Here is a 17,951-nt window from a genome sequence, read left to right as displayed (position 1 = left end):
CGCGTCTAGAAAGGAGAGGATCCGATGGCAATGCCGGCGCTTTCGATCGTGACAGCAAAGCCGATGCCGAGGAAAGTGCCGCTCTGGTTGGGGTTGAGGATGGCGGTGACGATCCCGACCACCTCGCCATCCAGATTCACCAGCGGCCCGCCCGAGTTGCCCGGATTGGCGGCGGCGTCGAACTGGATGAGCTTGTCCAGGTCCCGCTTGCCGTCCGGCGAAACGAACCTGCGGTCGAGCCCCGACACCACGCCGGCAGACACCGACGGACCGATGCCGAACGGAAAGCCGACCGCGACGACTTCGGTCCCGGGCGCGAGGTTCCGGCTGGAACCGAGCGTCGCCGGCGGCAGGTCGTCGGGGATTGAACTGGGCCGGATCACGGCGAGGTCTTTCTCCGGGAACGCCTGCACCACCGAGGCCTCGGCCGTGTGGCCGTCGTGGAATATGACCTCCAGGCGCAGGGCGTCGGCGACGACGTGGTAGCTGGTGAGAATGACGCCGCTTTCGGTCACGACCACACCCGAACCGATGTTGCGGACTTTGCGCTTGCCACCGGACTCGTCCTTGCCGCCCGATGGGTCGCCTTTTGCGAGTTCATCGCGAGAGGGCGGCGGGGATGGCGGGTGCGATTTGGTTTTGGGGCGTGTGGCAGGGGGATCACGTTTGGCGTTTCGGGCGGATGCCGCTTCCGTCGGCTTGTCCGCCGCCTTTTCCGCTGGCGCATAGCTGCGAACTTCCACCACCGACTCGCGAACCGCCTCTGCGGCCCTGGCTGTGCGCGAAGGCAGACGCCTGGTCTCCAACGTGTGCAGCACTGCCGCGTCGATGTCGGATTGCTTTAGGACGCGCGGCGACGGTTGCAACAGCCAGGCAGAGCCCACGACCGCGGCGAGAACCAGCGCGACCGCTGCCGAGACCCATCCGTAGATCGATACCCGTTTCATTGCCGCCCCCGAGGTCCCGTCCCGCCGTGGAAAATACAGTACCATCGTCTTACCCACGCGCCAAGGAGCACGGGTATGCAGTTTCTCTGGCCGCAAATGCTCTGGCTGCTGCTCGTGCTGCCCCTGCTGGCAGCCGCTTACCTGTACCTGCTTGCGCGGCGCAAGAAAATCGCCCTGTTGTATGCCAGCCTTGCGCTGCCGCGCGCCGCCCTGGGTCCCGGCCAACGACTGCGGCGTCACATCCCGCCGCTGCTCTTCCTGCTCGCGCTGGGCGTGGCCCTGCTGGCTTGCGCCCGTCCTACTGCGACGATCACGCTGCCGTCCGACGCCATCACCCTGGTACTGGCCATGGACACCTCCCGCAGCATGGCGGCGACCGACGTTGCACCCACCCGGATCGCCGCATCCAAGCAGGCTGCCCGGGATCTCATCGTCGGGCTGCCGGCCAGCGTGCGCCTGGGCATGGTCTCTTTTGCCGCCACGGCGACCGTGGTACTGCCCCCCACCGACAACCGGCAGGACATGCTCGATGCAATCGATCGCTTCCAGCTCCAGCACGGCACGGCGACCGGCAGCGGGCTGATCCAGGCGCTGGCAGTGTTGTTCCCCGACGATGGCATCGACCTGGAAGCAATCCTTTTCAGCGGCGAGTCGCTCGCACCCGGGCCCGGCGGCAGATCGCTGGCAGAGGCCGCCGCGGCGGACGCCGTCCGCAAGCGCGAACAGGAACGGCCGGCGGCGCAGCCCGGCTCGTATCGGCACGGTGCGGTGATCCTGCTCAGCGATGGCCGCCGCACCACCGGCCCCGACCCGCTGGACGCCGCGCGCATGGCCGCCCAGCGCGGCGTGCGCGTCTATACGGTGGGCTTCGGTACGCCGCAGGGCGCAGCCACGATAGAGTCGGGCCTGTCTTACTACATGCAGCTCGATGAACCCGCCTTGCGGGCGGTAGCGGCGATAACGGACGGCGAGTACTTCCAGGCAGGCTCGGCTGCGGACCTGAGCCGAGTGTATCGCCAGCTCAGCGCCCGCTTCGCGCTCGAGCGCAAGGAAACCGAGATCAGTGCATTGTTCTCGGCAGCAGCGGTCCTGCTGCTGGGGGTGGCGTGCGGGCTCTCGATGTTGTGGTTCCGGCGGTGACCTGAAGCATGCTTGATGTAGCGGCCGGGTTCATTCCCCGAGCCATCCATAGGCGCAGCGGGTGTATTTCCAGCCTGGATTTCACCCGGGAACCGAGACGGACAGAGAGGCGCGCCACGCGAGGTTGACAACATTGTGCTGACCCTTACAGACGTCTCCAAGGCATACAACGGCGCCCGACCGCGCACCGTTCTCCGCGGAGTCAGTCTTGCGCTGGACGCCGGCGAATATGTCGCCGTCATGGGTGAATCTGGCGTGGGCAAGTCGACGCTGCTCCACCTGATCGCCGGCCTGGATCGGCCCGACAGTGGCTGCATCCAGTTCGACGGACAGGACCTGGGCAAGCTGGACGACGATGCCGCAACCTTGCTGAGGCGGCGAAAGCTGGGGTTCGTGTTCCAGGCCTTCCATGTTCTGCCGAATTTGAGCGCGGCGCAGAACGTGGCGCTGCCTCTGCTGTTGAACGGCCTCGAGTGGGAAAAGGCGTCGGCCCGCGTTGCCGAGATGCTTGCCGCGGTTGGGCTTGAGGGGCGCGAGGACAGTATGCCGCGCGAGCTTTCCGGCGGGGAACTGCAGCGGGTGGCGATTGCACGTGCCCTGGTACACCGGCCGATGCTGCTGCTGGCAGATGAGCCGACTGGCAACCTTGATCACGAGACGGCTGCGCGGGTGCTGAGCCTGCTGCGCGAACTGGTCAACGCAAACGGCACGGCCGCGATTATCGTCACGCACTCGGCACTGGCTGCGGCGACGGCGGATCGCGTCTTGCAGTTGACGCCAGGCGGATTGACGCCGCTGGGGCCCCAGCCGCCGATGAGCGCGGCAGCCTGAGCCATGCGAACGCCGCGCTCGCTCGGCCTTGCGCTACTTCTGGGCGAATTGGGCGCCCATCCCGGACGCGCCATCATCGGCATCCTTGCCGTGGCCATCGGTGTGGCAATGGGCTATGGCGTGCATCTGGTCAACCACGCTGCACTGGCAGAGTTTTCCCAGGCGGTGCGCTCGTTGATGGGGAATGCCGATCTGGAGATCCGCGGGCCGCGCATGGGCTTCGATGAATCGCTCTATCCGCGCATCGCGGGCCTGCCGGAGGTGGCGGCGGCCAGCCCCGTGGTGGAAGTCAATGCGCTGGTGCCGGGGCGCACCGGTGCGCTGACGCTGTTTGGCATCGATGTGTTCCGGGCGGCGCCTGTGACCCCCAATCTGATCGGGCGGCCCGCCGAGGAGCGCGCGGGCACGCTCGAGGTTCTCGATCCCGACGCCGTGTTCCTTTCGCCGGCGGCGCTGAGCTGGCTCGACCTCAAGCCCGAGGATCCGCTCACCGTGCAAGTCGGGCTCACCGCGCTTACGCTGCGTATTGCCGGCACGCTGCCGGCGGCGGGCGAGGGCATGCGCCTGGGCGTGATGGATATCGGTGCGGCGCAGTGGCGCCTCGACCGGCTTGGCCTGCTGCAGCGGATCGACGTCAAGCTCAGGCCGGGAGTGGACACCGACAGCTTTGCGCAAGCGCTGGCCGCGCTGCTGCCGCCAGGGGTGGTGGCGGGATCGCCGCAGGACAACGCGCGGCGAACTTCCAACCTGTCGCGCGCCTATCGGGTGAACCTGAACGTGCTTGCGCTGGTGGCGTTGTTCACAGGCGCCTTCCTGGTGTTCACGATGCAGGCTGTCTCGGTGCTGCGGCGGCGCTCGCAGCTTGCACTGTTGCGCGCCCTGGGTGTGACACGCGGTGGCCTGCTGCGGCTGCTGCTGGCGGAAGGCGCGGCTCAAGGCGCGCTCGGCGCGATGCTCGGCCTGGCGCTTGGCTTCGTCCTCGCTGCCGCGGTGCTCGGGTATGCGGGGGGCGATCTGGGCGGTGGCTACTTTGAAGGTGTAAAGCCCAAGGTCCGCTTCGACGCGCCGGCAGCGCTGATCTTCTTCGCGCTCGGGCTGTCGGCGGCGGTGCTCGGCAGTCTCGCGCCGGCATGGGAGGCCGCCCGTGCGCGGCCGGCGCAGGCGCTCAAGGCGGGCGATGAGGAGACACCGCTCAAGCGGCTGCGCTCGCCGTGGACCGGGCTTGCGGCGATGGCAGCCGGGCTTGGGCTGACGCCACTGCGGCCGGTGGCGGATCTGCCGGTCTTCGGTTATGCGGCGATCGCGCTTCTGTTGGTGGGCGCTATCCTGCTGATGCCACGGCTGGCGCATCTTGTGTTCGGCTTGCTGCCCTCTTGGCGACAGGCTGTGCCGCAGCTTGCCCTGACCCAGCTCGCCGGCGCACCGGGCCGCGCGGCCATCGCCCTGGCCGGCATTGTCGCCAGCTTCAGCCTGATGGCCGCGATGGCGATCATGGTGTCAAGCTTCCGCATCTCGGTGGACGATTGGCTGCACAATGTCCTGCCGGCTGACCTCTATTTGCGTGCTTCGTCAAGCGGCGATAGCGCGTATTTCTCGCCTGACGACCAGGCGGCCATTGCCAGCGTCCGTGGCGTTGCGCGTGCGGAGTTTCTACGTTCGAGCCAGATCCTGCTTGATCCCGAGCGTCCCCCCGTAACGGTCATTGCCAGGCCGATCGATCCGCGCAATCCGGGCGCACGGTTGCCGCTGACGGCTGCGCCCGTCGCGGCGCAGCCGGGTGATCCGCCGGCGGTATGGGTCAGCGAGGCGATGGTCGACCTCTATGGCTTCCGCCCCGGGCAACGTATCACGTTGCCGCTGCAGGGCCGGCCCGTCGCCTTCCTGGTGGGCGGCGTGTGGCGCGATTACGCGCGCCAGCATGGTACGGTGGTGATCAGCCAGGACGACTATCGACGGCTCACGGACGAGCGGCGTGTCACTGACGTCGCCCTGTGGCTGGAGCAGGGCACCGGCCCGGCGCAGGTCAAGGAGAGGCTGCGCCAGCGCGTCGCCGGCGGTGAACACATTACCTTCGCCGAGCCTGGCGAGATTCGCACCATCACCCTGAAAATCTTCGACCGCAGCTTCGCAGTGACCTACCTGCTGGAGGGCATAGCGGTCATGATCGGCCTGTTCGGCATCGGCGCCAGCTTCAGCGCGCAGGCCCTGGCGCGTGCGCGCGAATTTGGCATGCTGCGGCATCTCGGCTTCATGCGTTGGCAGATCGGCGCGATGCTGGCACTGGAGGGCGCATTACTCGCTCTGCTTGGCGTGGTAGCCGGTCTTGCGCTGGGATGGGTCATCGCCTTGATCCTGGTTCACGTTGTCAACCCGCAGTCGTTCCACTGGACCATGAGTTTGCATATGCCTTGGGCATTCCTGGCCCAGGTGGCGAGCGCGGTGGTGGCGGCGGCCTCGCTGGCTGCGCTGGCGAGCGGGCGGCACGCGATGTCGCGTAGCGCCGTGCGCGCGGTTCAGGAGGATTGGTGAAGCGGCGCTCATTCCTGCGGTTGTTGCCGGGTTGCGGCGTGGCGGGCGCGGCGCTGGGCGCAGCGCCCGCTTATCCTCCAGTCGACGCAGGCCGAACCCTGGCTTTCCCGCGCGACCACGGCGCACACCCCGACTATCGCACCGAATGGTGGTATGCCACCGGCTGGCTGCAGACGCCGGCAGGAGCGCCGCTCGGCTTCCAGGTTACGTTCTTCCGCTCGCGCCCGCAGTTCGACCAGGCCAACCCAAGCCGCTTCGCGCCGCAGCAACTGCTGTTCGCCAATGTCGCCCTGAGCGATCCCGTGGCCGGCAAGCTCCAGCACGACCAGCGCGCGGCGCGCAGCGGCTTCGGCTTGGCGCTTGCCGACACTGCCGATACCGATGTCTACATCGACAACTGGTCGCTGCGCCGAGAGGCGACGGGGCGCTACCGAGCCAGATTTCCCGCGCGGGATTTCACCCTCGATCTGACAATGGAGCCAACCCAACGGTTGTTGCTACAGGGCGAACGGGGTTTCAGCCGCAAGGGCCCTCTGGCGGCCCAGGCGAGCTATTACTACAGCCAGCCGGGGCTCAAGGTGAGCGGCACCTTGAAGCGGGGCACCCAGCAGGAAACCGTGCATGGCACTGCCTGGCTGGATCACGAATGGTCGTCGACCTTGCTGGCCGACGAGGCCGTCGGCTGGGACTGGATCGGCATCAACCTGGATGACGGCGGCGCGTTGATGGCCTTCCAGATCCGGGACAAGGCGGGGCGCAAGTTCTGGGGAGGCGGCACGCTGCGCGGCAGCGACGGGCGCGTCCAGGTACTGGCTCCCGAAGAGGTCAACTTCATGCCGGCGCGCCGTTGGCGCTCGCCTCGTACCGGCACGAGCTATCCGGTTGCCATGCGGTTGAGCGCAGGCGATCTCACACTCGAACTGGTACCGCTGATGGATGATCAGGAACTCGATAGCCGCGCGAGCACCGGCGCGGTCTATTGGGAGGGCGCGGTGACTGCATTGCGGGGAGGCAACGCGGTCGGACGGGGTTACCTTGAACTAACTGGGTATTTCCAGCGCCTCAATCTTTGAGGCGGGATGTCCAGGATGGTGACCTCTGCGAGGCCCGTGTGGCCATGCGCGTAGCTGCAGCTGGAGTCAGAAGCGGCTTGATATCCGGTCGATGGCCGATGAAGGCACGGTATGCCAGTTGCACGCGCACTGACATACCGATTCTGGGTGTTGCAGCCAGATGATTGGCTTTGTTCTCGCGGGCTCGCCACCCCCCTCTTTGGTGGGACCTTCTCCAGGGGAAAGCCGATTGCCCTGCTATTTCCGTCACGCTATGTTGATTTTCAAAATGCGCGCCGCGTGCTCCCTACTCCTTGGCAATTGCGGGCAGCGTAAAGAAAGGCCGCGCCGGGCAATGGAGGGGTCAATTGGTAAAGGACGACTCCAAGCACTGGAGACGCCGGTGGCTGCGGTGGCACTCGCGGTCTCTGCTGGCAAGCGCACTAGTATTGCAGCGAGGTGAGTGTGATGCCTATCTTAACGAGATGCTGAGGGCATACCTTGCCTACGGCGACTTCACCGAAAACGAAGTTGATTTCATTTTTCGACGAGTCTCCCACGGCGTACGGATGCTCGGGTCACACCTGGATGCATCAGTCTTTGCCCGGCGTGCCCAGGAACGAATCCGAGCCCATGGGCTTAGACTGATGACGGACGCATCCGAGGTCTTCGGCTAGGACCCATAGTGAATGCGAGGCGGGCTACAGTGTCGTGGCCGGTCACACCTCATGCAGTACAGTGTCAAGCCTTCGTGCCGCTGAAACGCCCGCGAAGCTCGCACTTCATCCGGGAGATTGCTTCCCGGAGCCAACAGAAAGCCATGGCGGCTAAAGTAGCTCGCACAGCGGTTCCACAAGAACACTGCCTGCCGGTAACCACCGGCCCGTGCGCTCTCAAATTCTATTCGCCGGCCGCATAAGCCAACCATCACCGCTGGCTTCTTGTCGACTGATCTCTCTTGTTGCGACAAAACTGCGAAAAACACTAAACTTCAATACACTGGCTGAACGATTTCATTAATCCGTTGCATCGACCCGTTTAATCCACAGCTTCCAGTCAGGCAATCACCATTGCGAAAGGTATGCCGCGGGTATCCGGCATCATGAAGCGTCAACGAGACGAGTGAACAGGGGCGAGTTGCCTATCACCAGCAGCGACTGCGGTCACCATGACCTGCGTTACCCGTTTTGCAGCTGTCGCCCGGTTTAGCCACTAGCCTAGTGGGCCCTGATACGGGGGGCCGAGCGCGGGAATGGCCGCCAAGTCGACAAGCTGTATTGGGTGCAATGGATTTTTAAGCGGAGGACGGAAGCGTGAGCCAACTCGTCATCGCCTTGATCACGTTCCTGTGCATCTTCTGCGCCGCACTGCTTGGCCTTTACGTGCGCCGCATGTTGCCGGAGCATCACCTCAGCGAGGAATCGAGCAACGCCATCAAGCTAGCGACCGGGCTGATCGCGACCATTGCCGCCTTGGTGCTTGGGTTGCTGATCTCATCGGCCAAAAGCACGTTCGACACGGTTAAGGGTGACCTTGTGCACAATGCCGCAAGCATTGTTCGCCTTGATCGCCTGCTGGTCCAGTATGGGCCTCCAGCGAAGGAGCTCCGTGCCACTCTTCGGCGCGACTATGCGTTGTGGGTCGATCTGCTGGCATCCGACGACGCAGGCCGCACGGCACGGCTGACCAACCCGGAAATCAGCGCCCGCGTGGAGGCGTTCCAACAGAAGGTAGCGGAACTCTCGCCCACCACCCCCGCGCAACGTGAGATCCAGGCGCGCGCCCTCCGGATCTCCGATGAAGTCTTCGCGTCCCGCTCGCTGGCGCTGCTGCAAAGAGAGGGCTCCGTGGCCCTGCCGCTGCTGGTTGTGCTGGTGTCGTGGCTCGCCATTATCTTTGGCGCATTCGGATTGCTCGCGCCGCGAAACGGGACCATTGTGGTCGGCTTTCTCCTGTGCGCGCTGTCAGCTTCAGGGGCGATCCTCCTGATCCTGGAAATGGATACACCGCTCGATGGCGTGATCAAGGTCTCGCTGGGGCCAATGCGTGAGGCGCTAGCGCGGCTGGGGAACTAGACAGAATGTATTGACCTGTCGCACCTCAAGCGACGTGGATTAGGCTTGAGGTGGGTTAAACCAACAACCCAGAGCCACAATTGAGGGGGCAGGTCATGGACAAGTTTAGCAAGTACGTAGGCTTGGTCGTACACCAGGAAACGATCGCCGTTGCGGTGGCGCAGGCAGGCAGCGAAGTCCGGTACGTGGGGGGATCATGAATACCCCGAAGGCCTGCTCGTCGATGTTGGCCGGATTGGACGCGCCAACGCGAGTATAGTCACGAATGGCGCTCGCGCGGGCTTGGGTGTTGGAGAGTTCCCGCACGAGCGCTACCGCAGTGCGCACCGTACGCTGCCTACAGGAGCTCCCCATCGCTTTGTGCCGCATTGCGCTCCAGCATGACTTCCCAGGCCCGCTTCTCCGTACGCTTGTTTGGCGAGTTCCAGCTCGACGGCGCTGACGCGCCCCTGTTCAACGCAAACTCCCCCCGCTTGCAGGCACTGCTCGCCTGCCTTGTCCTGCATCGCGACGCACCGCAGACGCGGCAGCAGCTCGCCGTGCTGTTCTGGCCTGATTCCTCGCAGGCGCAGGCGCGCAATGCCCTGCGTCAACTGCTGTTTCAGCTGCGCAAGACCTGGCCGGAGGCAGATCAGTTTGTCCATGCCGATGCGCAAACGGTGCAATGGCTGCCCGATTCGGCGCCCGACCTCGATGTAGCGCAGTTCCAGTCCGCGCTTGCGGCTGCGGCCAGGGCCTCGAGGCACGGCGACGCCGGCGCTGAAGAAGAGCTGCTGACGCATGCCGCGGATCTCTATCGCGGTGACCTGCTGGCCAACTGCTATGACGAGTGGATCCGCCCCGAGCGCGAAAGGTTGCGCGAACAGTGCATCGCGGCGCTTGCGCGCCTCGGTCAACTGAGTGAGGACCGGCGCGACTATGCAAAGGCGTTGAAGTACACACAGCAGTTGCAGCGGCTCGACCCGTGCCGCGAACCTACCTGCATGGCGCTGATGCGCCTGCACGCGCTGAACCACGACCACGCATCGGCCATGCGCGCCTATCGTAGCTGTGTGGAAACGCTCGCGCGCGAACTGGGCGTCCTGCCCAGCGAACCCATGCGCGAGGCCTATGCGCGGCTGGCCGGCCAGGCCGCGTCAATGCAGCGCCAACGCCCGCGGGATGCGATGCTGCCAATGATTGGCCGGCATGGCGAATGGCGCCGGTTGCTTGAAGTCTGGCAGCGTACCCAGCTGGCCGACAAGCAGTTTGTCCTGATCCTGGGCGAAGCCGGCATCGGCAAATCACGCCTGGCGGAGGAGCTGCTCGTCCATCTGGCCGAGCAAGGCATCACCGTGGCGCATTCGCGCGCCTATGCGGCCGAGGGACAGCTCGCGTTTGCGCCGGTGACCGGCTGGCTGCGCAGCCCTGGCCTGAGTGGCGCGATCGGCAATCTCGACAGACTGTGGCTGACCGAGGTCACGCGCCTGTTGCCCGAACTCCTCACGCAGCAATCCGGACTGTCGCCGCCGTCGCCCCTTACCGAGTACTGGCAACGCCAACGGTTCTTCGAGGCGCTTGCGCGAGCGGTGCTTGCACAAGGCGGGCCACTGCTGTTGCTGCTCGACGACCTGCAATGGTGCGACGGCGAGACGCTCGAATGGCTGCGCTTCCTGATGCGTTTCGACGGGGCGGCAAGGCTGATGGTGGTCGCGACGGCGCGCTCCGAGGAAATCATGCCGCTGCACGCGGCGAACCGGCTGCTGGACGCACTGCGCCGCGACGACCAGTTCATCGAGATCTCATTGGGGACACTCGATGCTGCCGAAACGGCAAAGATTGCGGCCCAGATCCTGGACCGGCCGCTGGCCGACGCGGAGGCAACCCGGCTGTTCGAAGAGAGCGAGGGTAACCCGCTGTTTGCGGTCGAAATGATGCGGGCTCGCTCCGACACCATGCCGGTCGGGGACGCACAGGGTGGCATGGCGTCGAAGTTGCCGCCCAAGGTTTACACCGTCATCTCGAACCGGCTGGCACAGCTTCCTCCGGGCGCCCGCGATATCGTCGGGGTTGCTGCAATCATTGGACGGGCGTTCACGACCGACATCCTCGCCCAGGCAAGCGACCTCGGCGAGGATGCCCTGGCAGGCGCATTGGACGAGCTGTGGCAGCGGCGCATCGTGCGCCAGACCGACGGTGGTGGCCTGGCCTTTGACTTCAGCCATGACAAGATCCGCGACGTGGCATACGCCGACGTGAGTCCGCTGCAGCGCCGCCGCCTGCATTTGCGCGTGGCGCGAGCGCTCGAGCAGGCGCCAGGCGATGCGCCCGACGCGGCAAGCGCGCAGATCGCCTCGCACTATGAGCGGGCGGGCCTGCCAGCCCAGGCGGCGGCATTCTATCGGCGCGCGGCCGGCGTTGCGCAGAGTGTGTACGCCTATGACGATGCCATTGCCTTGCTGACGCGCGGGCTGGCGCAAGCGGACCGGATTGCCGATCCGCAGGAGCGCGCCAGTCAATCGCTGGCCCTGCAACTCGACCTTGCGCCACCGATTCGCATCGCCCGAGGCTGGGCAGCCCCCGAACTGGAGGCGCCGCTGCGGCGCGCGGTGGAACTGAGCCGGCTGGCGGGTGACACCAGTCAGCAAGCACGCGCTCAGGTCAGCCTTTCATTTTTCCTGGTGGTGAGGGCGGAACTCGCACAGGCACGCAGCCTGAGCGAGGAACTGATTGCGGGCTGGGGGCCGCCGGGCTCCGATACTTACTCGGTGATGGCATGGACCAGCGTCATGGGTAGTCTGGTCCAGCAAGGCGACTGGATGGCTGCCGAGCCCGCGTATCAACGCGCGCACGGCGCTTATGACGAGGCCCAGCACGCCGAGCATGCGTCCCTGATGGGCGGTAACTTCGGCGTGCTGGCCGCCGCGTGGTCGGCGCATGGATTGTGGTTCAGGGGGTTTGCCGATCAGGCCCTTCAGCGTGGACGCGAAGCGCTGGAGGTGGCGAACCGCGTAGCACACCCGTTCTCCCAGGCACTCGCGCTGTCCTATCTTGCGACGCAGCATGCGCTGCGGCATGAGTACGGTCTCACGCTGCACTATGCCCGCCAGGCACACGAGATTGCCGAGCAGTACCACGTAGGCTACTACTTCGCGTGGGCAGGCATACTGCTCGCCTGGGCGAACGCGAAACAGGCGCCCAGCGCCGAAGCGGTGGTGGCCATGCAGGCGGCGATCGAGGGCTTTCATGCGACGGGCGCACGCCTGCGCCTGCCGCTCTATCTGGGCATGCTGGCTGAATGCCTGGGCGACGTAGGAGAGACCGAGGCCGCGTTGGCGGCTTTGGACCAGGCGTTCGAATGCGCCGGGCGCACTGGCGAGCACTGGGTGGACGCCGAGTTGTGCCGTCTGCGCGGTGAATTGCTGCTGCGCAGCAGCGCCGACCTTGCCGAAGCCGAGTCATCGCTGATCAAGGCGATCGAGATCGCCACAGCCCAACGCGCGCTCCCGCTTGAACTGCGTGCCACCCTGTCACTGACGACGTTGCGAGCCTCGCAGGGGCGCGTCAATCCGCATGAGGTGGTCGAGGCGCCGCTTGCGCGATTCACCGAGGGCTTCGATCAGCCCGACTTCGTCAAGGCGCGGGCGTTACTCGCGCGTTAGTCTGGGCTCGACCACTGCGCGCCGGTCGGGAGGCAGAATCCCCATGTAACGGTTCACCTAACGCTTTCGAAACGCCGAGGTTGCTAAAACTCCTGCATACCAACCGGACAGGAGACAACCATGGAAGCTTCGTTGAGCGAACCCGTCGCAACCGCACTCAAGGCGCATTTTCGGGGACAACTGATTCAGCCGGGCGACGCGGCTTACGACCAGGCGCGTGCCGTGTACAACGGAATGATCGACAAGCGTCCTGCGATCATCGCGCGCTGCGTCGATGTTGCGGACGTCATCGCGGCGGTGAACGCCGCGCGCGACAGCGGGATGCTGCTGGCGGTGCGTGGCGGCGCGCACAATGGCGCCGGGCTCGGCACATGCGATGGTGGACTGGTGATCGACCTGTCGCCCATGAAGGGCGTGTTTATCGATGCCGGACGCAAGACGCTGCGGGTTGGCGGTGGCTGCACCTGGGGCGATGTGGATCACGCCGCCAGTGCCTACGGGCTGGCGACGCCGAGTGGCTTCATCTCGACCACTGGCGTGGGCGGACTGACGCTCGGCGGCGGCATCGGCTACCTCAGCCGCGCCTATGGCCTGACGATCGACAACCTGCTCAGCGCCGAGGTCGTGCTGGCCGACGGGCGAGTCGTCACCGCAAGCAACGACGAAAATGCCGACCTGTTCTGGGCGTTGCGCGGCGGCGGTGGCAACTTCGGCGTGGTGACGTCGTTCGAGTTCAAGGCTCATCCCGTAGCCACGGTCTATGGCGGCCCGATGCTGTGGCCGATGGAGCAGGCACGCGAGCTGATGACATGGTGGCGCGACTTCATCCTGAGCGCGCCGCAGGACATCAATGGCTGGTTCGGTTTCGTCACGGTGCCGCCCGCAGCGCCCTTCCCGGAGGAAGTCCACCTGCGGAAGATGTGCGCCGTAGTGTGGTGCTACACCGGACCGCTCGACCAGGCCGAAACGCATTTCCGTCCGATTCGCGAGGCCATGCCGCCGGCGGTGGACTTTGCCGGGCCAATCCCCTGGCCTGTCCTGCAGAGCCTGTTCGACGGACTGTATCCGGCGGGCTTGCAGTGGTACTGGAAAGCCGACTTCGTCAGCGACCTGAGCGACAAGGCCATCGATCTGCACATCAAGTACGCGCAGCAGTTGCCGTCGATGCACTCGACCATGCACCTGTATCCGATCAATGGTGCAGCGCATCGCGCCAGTTGCGACGACACGGCCTTCAGCTACCGCGATGCCAGTTTTGCCAGCGTGATTGTCGGCGTGGATCCCGACCCGGCCAACAACGATCGCATCGTGCAGTGGGCAAAGGACTACTGGCTGGCCCTGCATCCGCACTCTGCTGGCGGCGGCTACATCAACATGATGATGGACGAGGGCAATGACAACGTGAAGGCGTCCTATCGCGACAACTATGCGCGACTGGCCGAGATCAAGCGCAAATACGACCCGGCCAACCTGTTCCGCGTAAATCAGAACATCAGGCCCGCCTGACGCAACACGCTTGCGACATCGGGCGCAAGTACCCCTTATCCAGGAGTCCGGCGCGACGCCGCTGCCACGATGGGATGGCAGCCGGCCCACGCCAGGAAACGGCTTGCACGGCAGAGGCGGTCCCGTGCGGGCGATACCGTTCCGTAGCTGATCGCCTGCACGAGGAGTGCCGTCGCGGCAACGCCGCCGACACCCCTGTTGGAGATTGCAATGCATAAGACCCTTGCCAAGACCCTGCTTGCCGCTGCCGCACTTGCCGCCGGGCTCAGCCAGACCGCCCACGCCGGTGCATATGCTGATGCGCTGATCGTTGCCGCGCCGGAACACAACGGCCAGCGCGACGCCTTTACCGATGGCGCGCACAGTCCGGCCACCGAGGCCGCCATGCTGCCCGTGGTCGCGCATCAGGGCAGGTCCGTGTGTGCGGTCCGTGGCTTTGATCCGTACCTAGACGGCATGCGCAAGCCTGACCCCTACACCGATGGCGCCCGCATCAGCTCGCGCGATGGCTTCACCGACGGCGCGCGCAGCGACGCGCGCGACAGCGGGGAGTGCCTGTCCTGAGCATGGCAGGGCAACGGGGCGGTTGGTCTGAGCCCGCTCCGTTGTCCAGGCGCGGGAGTATGCGCCATGATTCGAGCATGCCCCGATATGCCGCAACCCTGCTGTCAGGCAACCAAGTCCCAATCGGCCAGCCGGTAGTCCACCTTCGGCGGCACCTGCAATGTGGAGGGAAGCGGCGAGGAATCGCTGCACTCTGAGCTTCTCTGATTGAGTTGGCGAACGTACCACATACCAATAAGAAAGCGCTGCGGAAGAGGGGGCAGCATCTCAGTCGCCAACTGATCGCGCTTGGACGCAACATAAAGAAGAAACTGACCTCTATTATGTAACGCCACTCGTGCGGTTATACTCCGCGCTTCACTCACAACTATGAATAACAAAACATGGTCGCAACAACTAAAACGACACGGGTAAGTGCAACTGCCAAGGGCAAGCCTGCCGCAAAGAAGGTGGTCGTGCCAACGAAAAAGGCCAGCGTGCTTGCCCGCGAGGCACAGGCAGCGAAGAAGCGCTTGCTGAAGCTGCGCGCCGACACGAAGAAGGCAATTGAAGCGGCTAAGCGCGAGGTTGCCCAGGCAGTGGAAGCCGCAAAGGCCGCGGCCCGTTTTGAAAAGCAAGCGGCAAAGGACAAGCTCTTGGCGAAGAAGGCCAAGGCTGCAGGCGCCAAGAAGGCGACGGGCAGTAAAGCTGCCGTAACGAAAGCAGTCGCGAAAAAGGCCGCACCCGGTACTAAGGGCAAGGTTGCCGCGAAAGCAGGCCCGAAGGCGATCGCAGTGAAATTTGTGACGAAGAAGCGGGCTTCGGCGAAGAAAGTGGTTCCGGCTGTAGCGTCGCCTGAAGCGTCGGCGTGATCCTTGCCTCGGCTGGTAACGCGATGTCGCCAACCAGCCGATTGATGCAAGATGGGGGCACTGCTGAGAAATGCTGAAGCCGACGAACTTTGTGCTGACGGCTTTACCCCCCTTCTTTCACTAGAGCATCGAATGAGCTGTCTTGCTGCAAGCAGTCACGGCCGATGATGGCACTTCCATAGATCCATGGTTTGCGCTTGGTCATAGGTATCGGACATTTGATCGAGGCGTGACTGTAGCTTGCCATAACGCGGTCACCGCCGCGTGGGTCGTAGCAAGTCTCGTCCTGGCCGAAAGCAGACGACTAAGTGATCAGCAATTTCGCGACCGTGAGTATCGCCGCAGCGGTTGATGCCTATGGGTTCCCCTTCGCCAGACGCATCGGGTTCACCAGCCGGTCAAATTCCTCACCGCTCAGAAATCCTAGCGCAATCGCGGCTTCCCGCGGCGAAATTCCCTTCGCAACGGCATGCGTCGTGATCTGCGCTGCACGGTCGTAGCCCAGCACCGGGTTGAGCGCGGTCACCGCAAGCAGCGGACTGTCCAGGTTGCGTGCCAGCTGATCTTGGTTGGGGACCAGCCCCTGCACCAGCCGTTGCGCGAACACCCGCGCACTGTCGGCCAGCACGCGCACCGACTGCAGCACGTTGTAGATCAGCACCGGCTTGGCCACGTTCAGTTCAAAGCTGCCGGAGGCGCCAGCCATGGTCACCGTGACATGATTCCCGGCTACCTGCATGGCGGCCTGCATCATTACCTCGGCGATGGTCGGGTTGCGCTTGCCGGGCATGATCGACGAGGTCAGGCCGTCCTCCGGAATCAGCAGCTCGCCGAGCCCGCAGCGCGGGCCCGAGCCGAGCCAGCGCAGGTCGTTGGCGATCTTGGTGAAGGAGACGGCGATCACGTTGAGCACGCCGGACAGTTCGACCAGTGCATCGTGCGCGGCCATGCCCTCGACTTTGCACGGGTTGGGGCGGAAGGCGAGGCCCGTCAGCTGGCTGGCTTCCGCACAAAACGCCTGGGCGAAGCCCGCCGGCGCGTTCAGGCCGGTGCCGGCCGCAGTGCCGCCCTGCGGCAGCAACAGCATGCGGGGCAGGGCGTCGCGCACGCGCTCGATGGCGTGATCGACCTGCGCGGTGAAGCCTTCGAAGGCCTGGCCCATGGTCATGGGTACGGCATCCATCAGGTGCGTGCGCGCGATCTTGAGCACATCCGCAAAGGCGTGGGCGCGCTCGCGCAGGGTGTCGCGCAGCAGCGCCAGCGCGGGCAGCAGGCGGTCTTCCAGTTCCAGCGCGGCGGTCATGTGCATGACGGTCGGGAAACTGTCGTTGGAAGACTGCGACGCGTTGACGTGGTCGTTCGGGTGCACCGGCGCGCGCGTGCCCAGGGCCTGGCCTAGCCGCTCGTTGGCGCGGTTGGCGATGACCTCGTTGGCGTTCATATTGGTCTGCGTGCCCGAGCCGGTCTGCCAGATGGTCAGCGGAAAATGGCTGTCGAACTGGCCGCTGCGCAACTCGGCCGCGGAGGCGATGATGGCCTCGGCGATGGCGGCATCCAGCACGCCGCAGCGCAGGTTGGCCTTGGCCGCCGCCATCTTGTGCGCGCCGAAGGCGTGGACCAGGCAGGCGGGGAAGCGTTCTTCTCCGACCTCGAAGATCGCCAGCGCCCGCTGCGTCTGGGCGCCCCAGTAGCGGTCGGCGGGGATGTCGACCGGCCCGAAGGCGTCGTGTTCTATGCGCAATCCGGACATGGTGCTCAGTCCAGCGAGATGTTGGCCTTGGCCGCCACGGTCTTCCAGCGGGTGATCTCGGACTGGGTGTGCTTGCCCAGCGCCGCGGCGGTGTATTGCTCAGGCGGCAGCATCTGGATTGCCTGTGCGGTCATCTTGCCGGTGAAGGCCTTGTCGCTCATCACCTTCAGGTAGGCCTGCTGCATCTTGTCGACCACGGCCTGCGGCGTGCCCCTGGGCGCGTAGATGCCGTACCACGTGCTGGCTTCAAAGCCGGGCAGCCCCGACTCCGCCAGCGTCGGCACATCCTTGAGCTGCGCCACGCGGGTGGCCGAGGTCACCGCCAGTGGCCGCACCTTGGACTCGGTGATCTGCGGCAGCGCGGTATTGGTCTGGTCGAACATGCCATCCACCTGCCCGCCGATCACGTCGATCAGCGCGGGGCCGGCGCCCTTGTACGGCACCAGCGACACCTGCATACCCGCCGACGCGGCGAACAGCGTCGCCACCAGGTGCGAGGTGGAGCCCATGCCGGCGTTGCTGATATTGAGCTTGCCCGGGTTCTTCTTGCCGTACTCGACCAGCGCGCGCACGTCCTTGGCGGGATGGTCCTTGCGCACCATCAGCACCATCGGCGTATCCGGGAAGCGGAACACCGGCGCAAAATCCTTGACCGGGTCGTAGGGCAGCTTCTTGTACAGCGCGGGGGCCGCGCCCATGTAGCCCATGTGCCCCACCAGCATGGTGTAGCCGTCAGCCGGCGCGCGCGCCGCCTTGGCCGCGCCGACAGTGCCGCCGGCGCCCGGCGAGTTTTCGATGATGATCGACTGGCCGACCTCGCGCGAGACGCGCTCGGCAATGGTGCGCGCCAGCGCGTCGGTCGGTCCGCCCGCTGCGAACGGGACGATCCAGGTGATCGGCTTGGTCGGCCAGGCCTGGGCCAACGCCGGGGTAGCGGCCGCCGCCGTGGCGATGGCCAGTGCCGCGCACGCGGCCAGCTTGCTGATGGGGTTCATGGGGTTTGTCTCCTGTGTCGGTGTTCTTGTGATGGCAGATCGCCTGTGCCTTGTTCAGCGGCATGCCGGG

The 17,951-nt window shown here is 65.3% G+C and carries 12 protein-coding genes; 9 read left to right on the top strand and 3 right to left on the bottom strand.

The features are described from left to right. Window positions 1-5: 5 nt before the first annotated feature. Window positions 6-947, bottom strand: coding sequence for a S1C family serine protease (locus tag KB879_RS13240; RefSeq protein WP_211981658.1), 942 nt, complete (start codon window positions 945-947; stop codon window positions 6-8). A 75-nt stretch (window positions 948-1,022) separates the two neighbouring features. On the opposite strand from KB879_RS13240, the gene KB879_RS13235 reads away from it, so the two are divergent. The 9 genes from KB879_RS13235 (at window position 1,023) to KB879_RS13195 (ending at window position 15,136) form a co-directional block, all read left to right on the top strand. Further along, window positions 1,023-2,087: a VWA domain-containing protein gene (locus KB879_RS13235; RefSeq protein ID WP_013953256.1), complete on the top strand. Its 1,065-nt coding sequence runs from the start codon at window positions 1,023-1,025 to the stop codon at window positions 2,085-2,087. Between the two features lie 135 nt (window positions 2,088-2,222). Next, complete coding sequence (locus KB879_RS13230) at window positions 2,223-2,918, top strand: ABC transporter ATP-binding protein (RefSeq protein ID WP_211981656.1); 696 nt, start codon at window positions 2,223-2,225, stop codon at window positions 2,916-2,918. A 3-nt stretch (window positions 2,919-2,921) separates the two neighbouring features. Beyond that, entirely contained in the window at window positions 2,922-5,447 is a 2,526-nt protein-coding gene (locus KB879_RS13225; protein WP_211981655.1) for an FtsX-like permease family protein, read from the top strand. Next, window positions 5,444-6,520, top strand: coding sequence for a lipocalin-like domain-containing protein (locus tag KB879_RS13220; RefSeq protein ID WP_211981653.1), 1,077 nt, complete (start codon window positions 5,444-5,446; stop codon window positions 6,518-6,520). Before KB879_RS13225 ends, KB879_RS13220 begins: the two co-directional genes overlap by 4 nt. A 1,292-nt stretch (window positions 6,521-7,812) precedes the next feature. Further along, window positions 7,813-8,574, top strand: a complete 762-nt coding sequence (locus tag KB879_RS13215) for a hypothetical protein (RefSeq protein WP_211981652.1) — start codon at window positions 7,813-7,815, stop codon at window positions 8,572-8,574. A gap of 380 nt (window positions 8,575-8,954) precedes the next feature. Next, on the top strand, window positions 8,955-12,215 hold the full coding sequence (locus KB879_RS13210) for a BTAD domain-containing putative transcriptional regulator (RefSeq protein WP_211981650.1): 3,261 nt from the start codon (window positions 8,955-8,957) through the stop codon (window positions 12,213-12,215). A gap of 120 nt (window positions 12,216-12,335) precedes the next feature. Further along, window positions 12,336-13,721: an FAD-binding oxidoreductase gene (locus KB879_RS13205; RefSeq protein ID WP_153953463.1), complete on the top strand. Its 1,386-nt coding sequence runs from the start codon at window positions 12,336-12,338 to the stop codon at window positions 13,719-13,721. 210 nt (window positions 13,722-13,931) lie between these two features. Then, on the top strand, window positions 13,932-14,285 hold the full coding sequence (locus KB879_RS13200) for a hypothetical protein (RefSeq protein ID WP_013953249.1): 354 nt from the start codon (window positions 13,932-13,934) through the stop codon (window positions 14,283-14,285). A gap of 383 nt (window positions 14,286-14,668) precedes the next feature. After that, window positions 14,669-15,136 (top strand): fumarate hydratase, encoded by a 468-nt coding sequence (locus KB879_RS13195; RefSeq protein ID WP_211981648.1) that lies wholly within the window; start codon window positions 14,669-14,671, stop codon window positions 15,134-15,136. 355 nt (window positions 15,137-15,491) lie between these two features. On the opposite strand, the gene KB879_RS13190 is transcribed toward KB879_RS13195, so the two are convergent. After that, entirely contained in the window at window positions 15,492-16,886 is a 1,395-nt protein-coding gene (locus KB879_RS13190; RefSeq protein ID WP_211981646.1) for a lyase family protein, read from the bottom strand. 5 nt (window positions 16,887-16,891) lie between these two features. Continuing rightward, a complete protein-coding gene (locus KB879_RS13185; RefSeq protein ID WP_013953246.1) occupies window positions 16,892-17,881 on the bottom strand; it encodes a tripartite tricarboxylate transporter substrate binding protein BugD in 990 nt (329 codons plus the stop codon). Window positions 17,882-17,951: the final 70 nt, after the last annotated feature.

Source organism: Cupriavidus sp. KK10, from assembly GCF_018223725.1.
Taxonomy (GTDB): Bacteria; Pseudomonadota; Gammaproteobacteria; order Burkholderiales; family Burkholderiaceae; genus Cupriavidus; species Cupriavidus necator.
This window is presented reverse-complemented; position numbering and strand designations above follow the sequence as displayed.

Excerpts from the sequence above, each read along its gene's own strand:
- KB879_RS13235 (WP_013953256.1), top strand. The coding sequence starts at position 1,023 with ATGCAGTTTCTCTGGCCGCAAATGCTCTGGCTGCTGCTCGTGCTGCCC.
- KB879_RS13195 (WP_211981648.1), top strand. The coding sequence starts at position 14,669 with ATGGTCGCAACAACTAAAACGACACGGGTAAGTGCAACTGCCAAGGGC.
- KB879_RS13210 (WP_211981650.1), top strand. The coding sequence starts at position 8,955 with ATGACTTCCCAGGCCCGCTTCTCCGTACGCTTGTTTGGCGAGTTCCAG.
- KB879_RS13185 (WP_013953246.1), bottom strand. The coding sequence starts at position 17,881 with ATGAACCCCATCAGCAAGCTGGCCGCGTGCGCGGCACTGGCCATCGCC.
- KB879_RS13205 (WP_153953463.1), top strand. The coding sequence starts at position 12,336 with ATGGAAGCTTCGTTGAGCGAACCCGTCGCAACCGCACTCAAGGCGCAT.
- KB879_RS13225 (WP_211981655.1), top strand. The coding sequence starts at position 2,922 with ATGCGAACGCCGCGCTCGCTCGGCCTTGCGCTACTTCTGGGCGAATTG.
- KB879_RS13190 (WP_211981646.1), bottom strand. The coding sequence starts at position 16,886 with ATGTCCGGATTGCGCATAGAACACGACGCCTTCGGGCCGGTCGACATC.
- KB879_RS13200 (WP_013953249.1), top strand. The coding sequence starts at position 13,932 with ATGCATAAGACCCTTGCCAAGACCCTGCTTGCCGCTGCCGCACTTGCC.
- KB879_RS13240 (WP_211981658.1), bottom strand. The coding sequence starts at position 947 with ATGAAACGGGTATCGATCTACGGATGGGTCTCGGCAGCGGTCGCGCTG.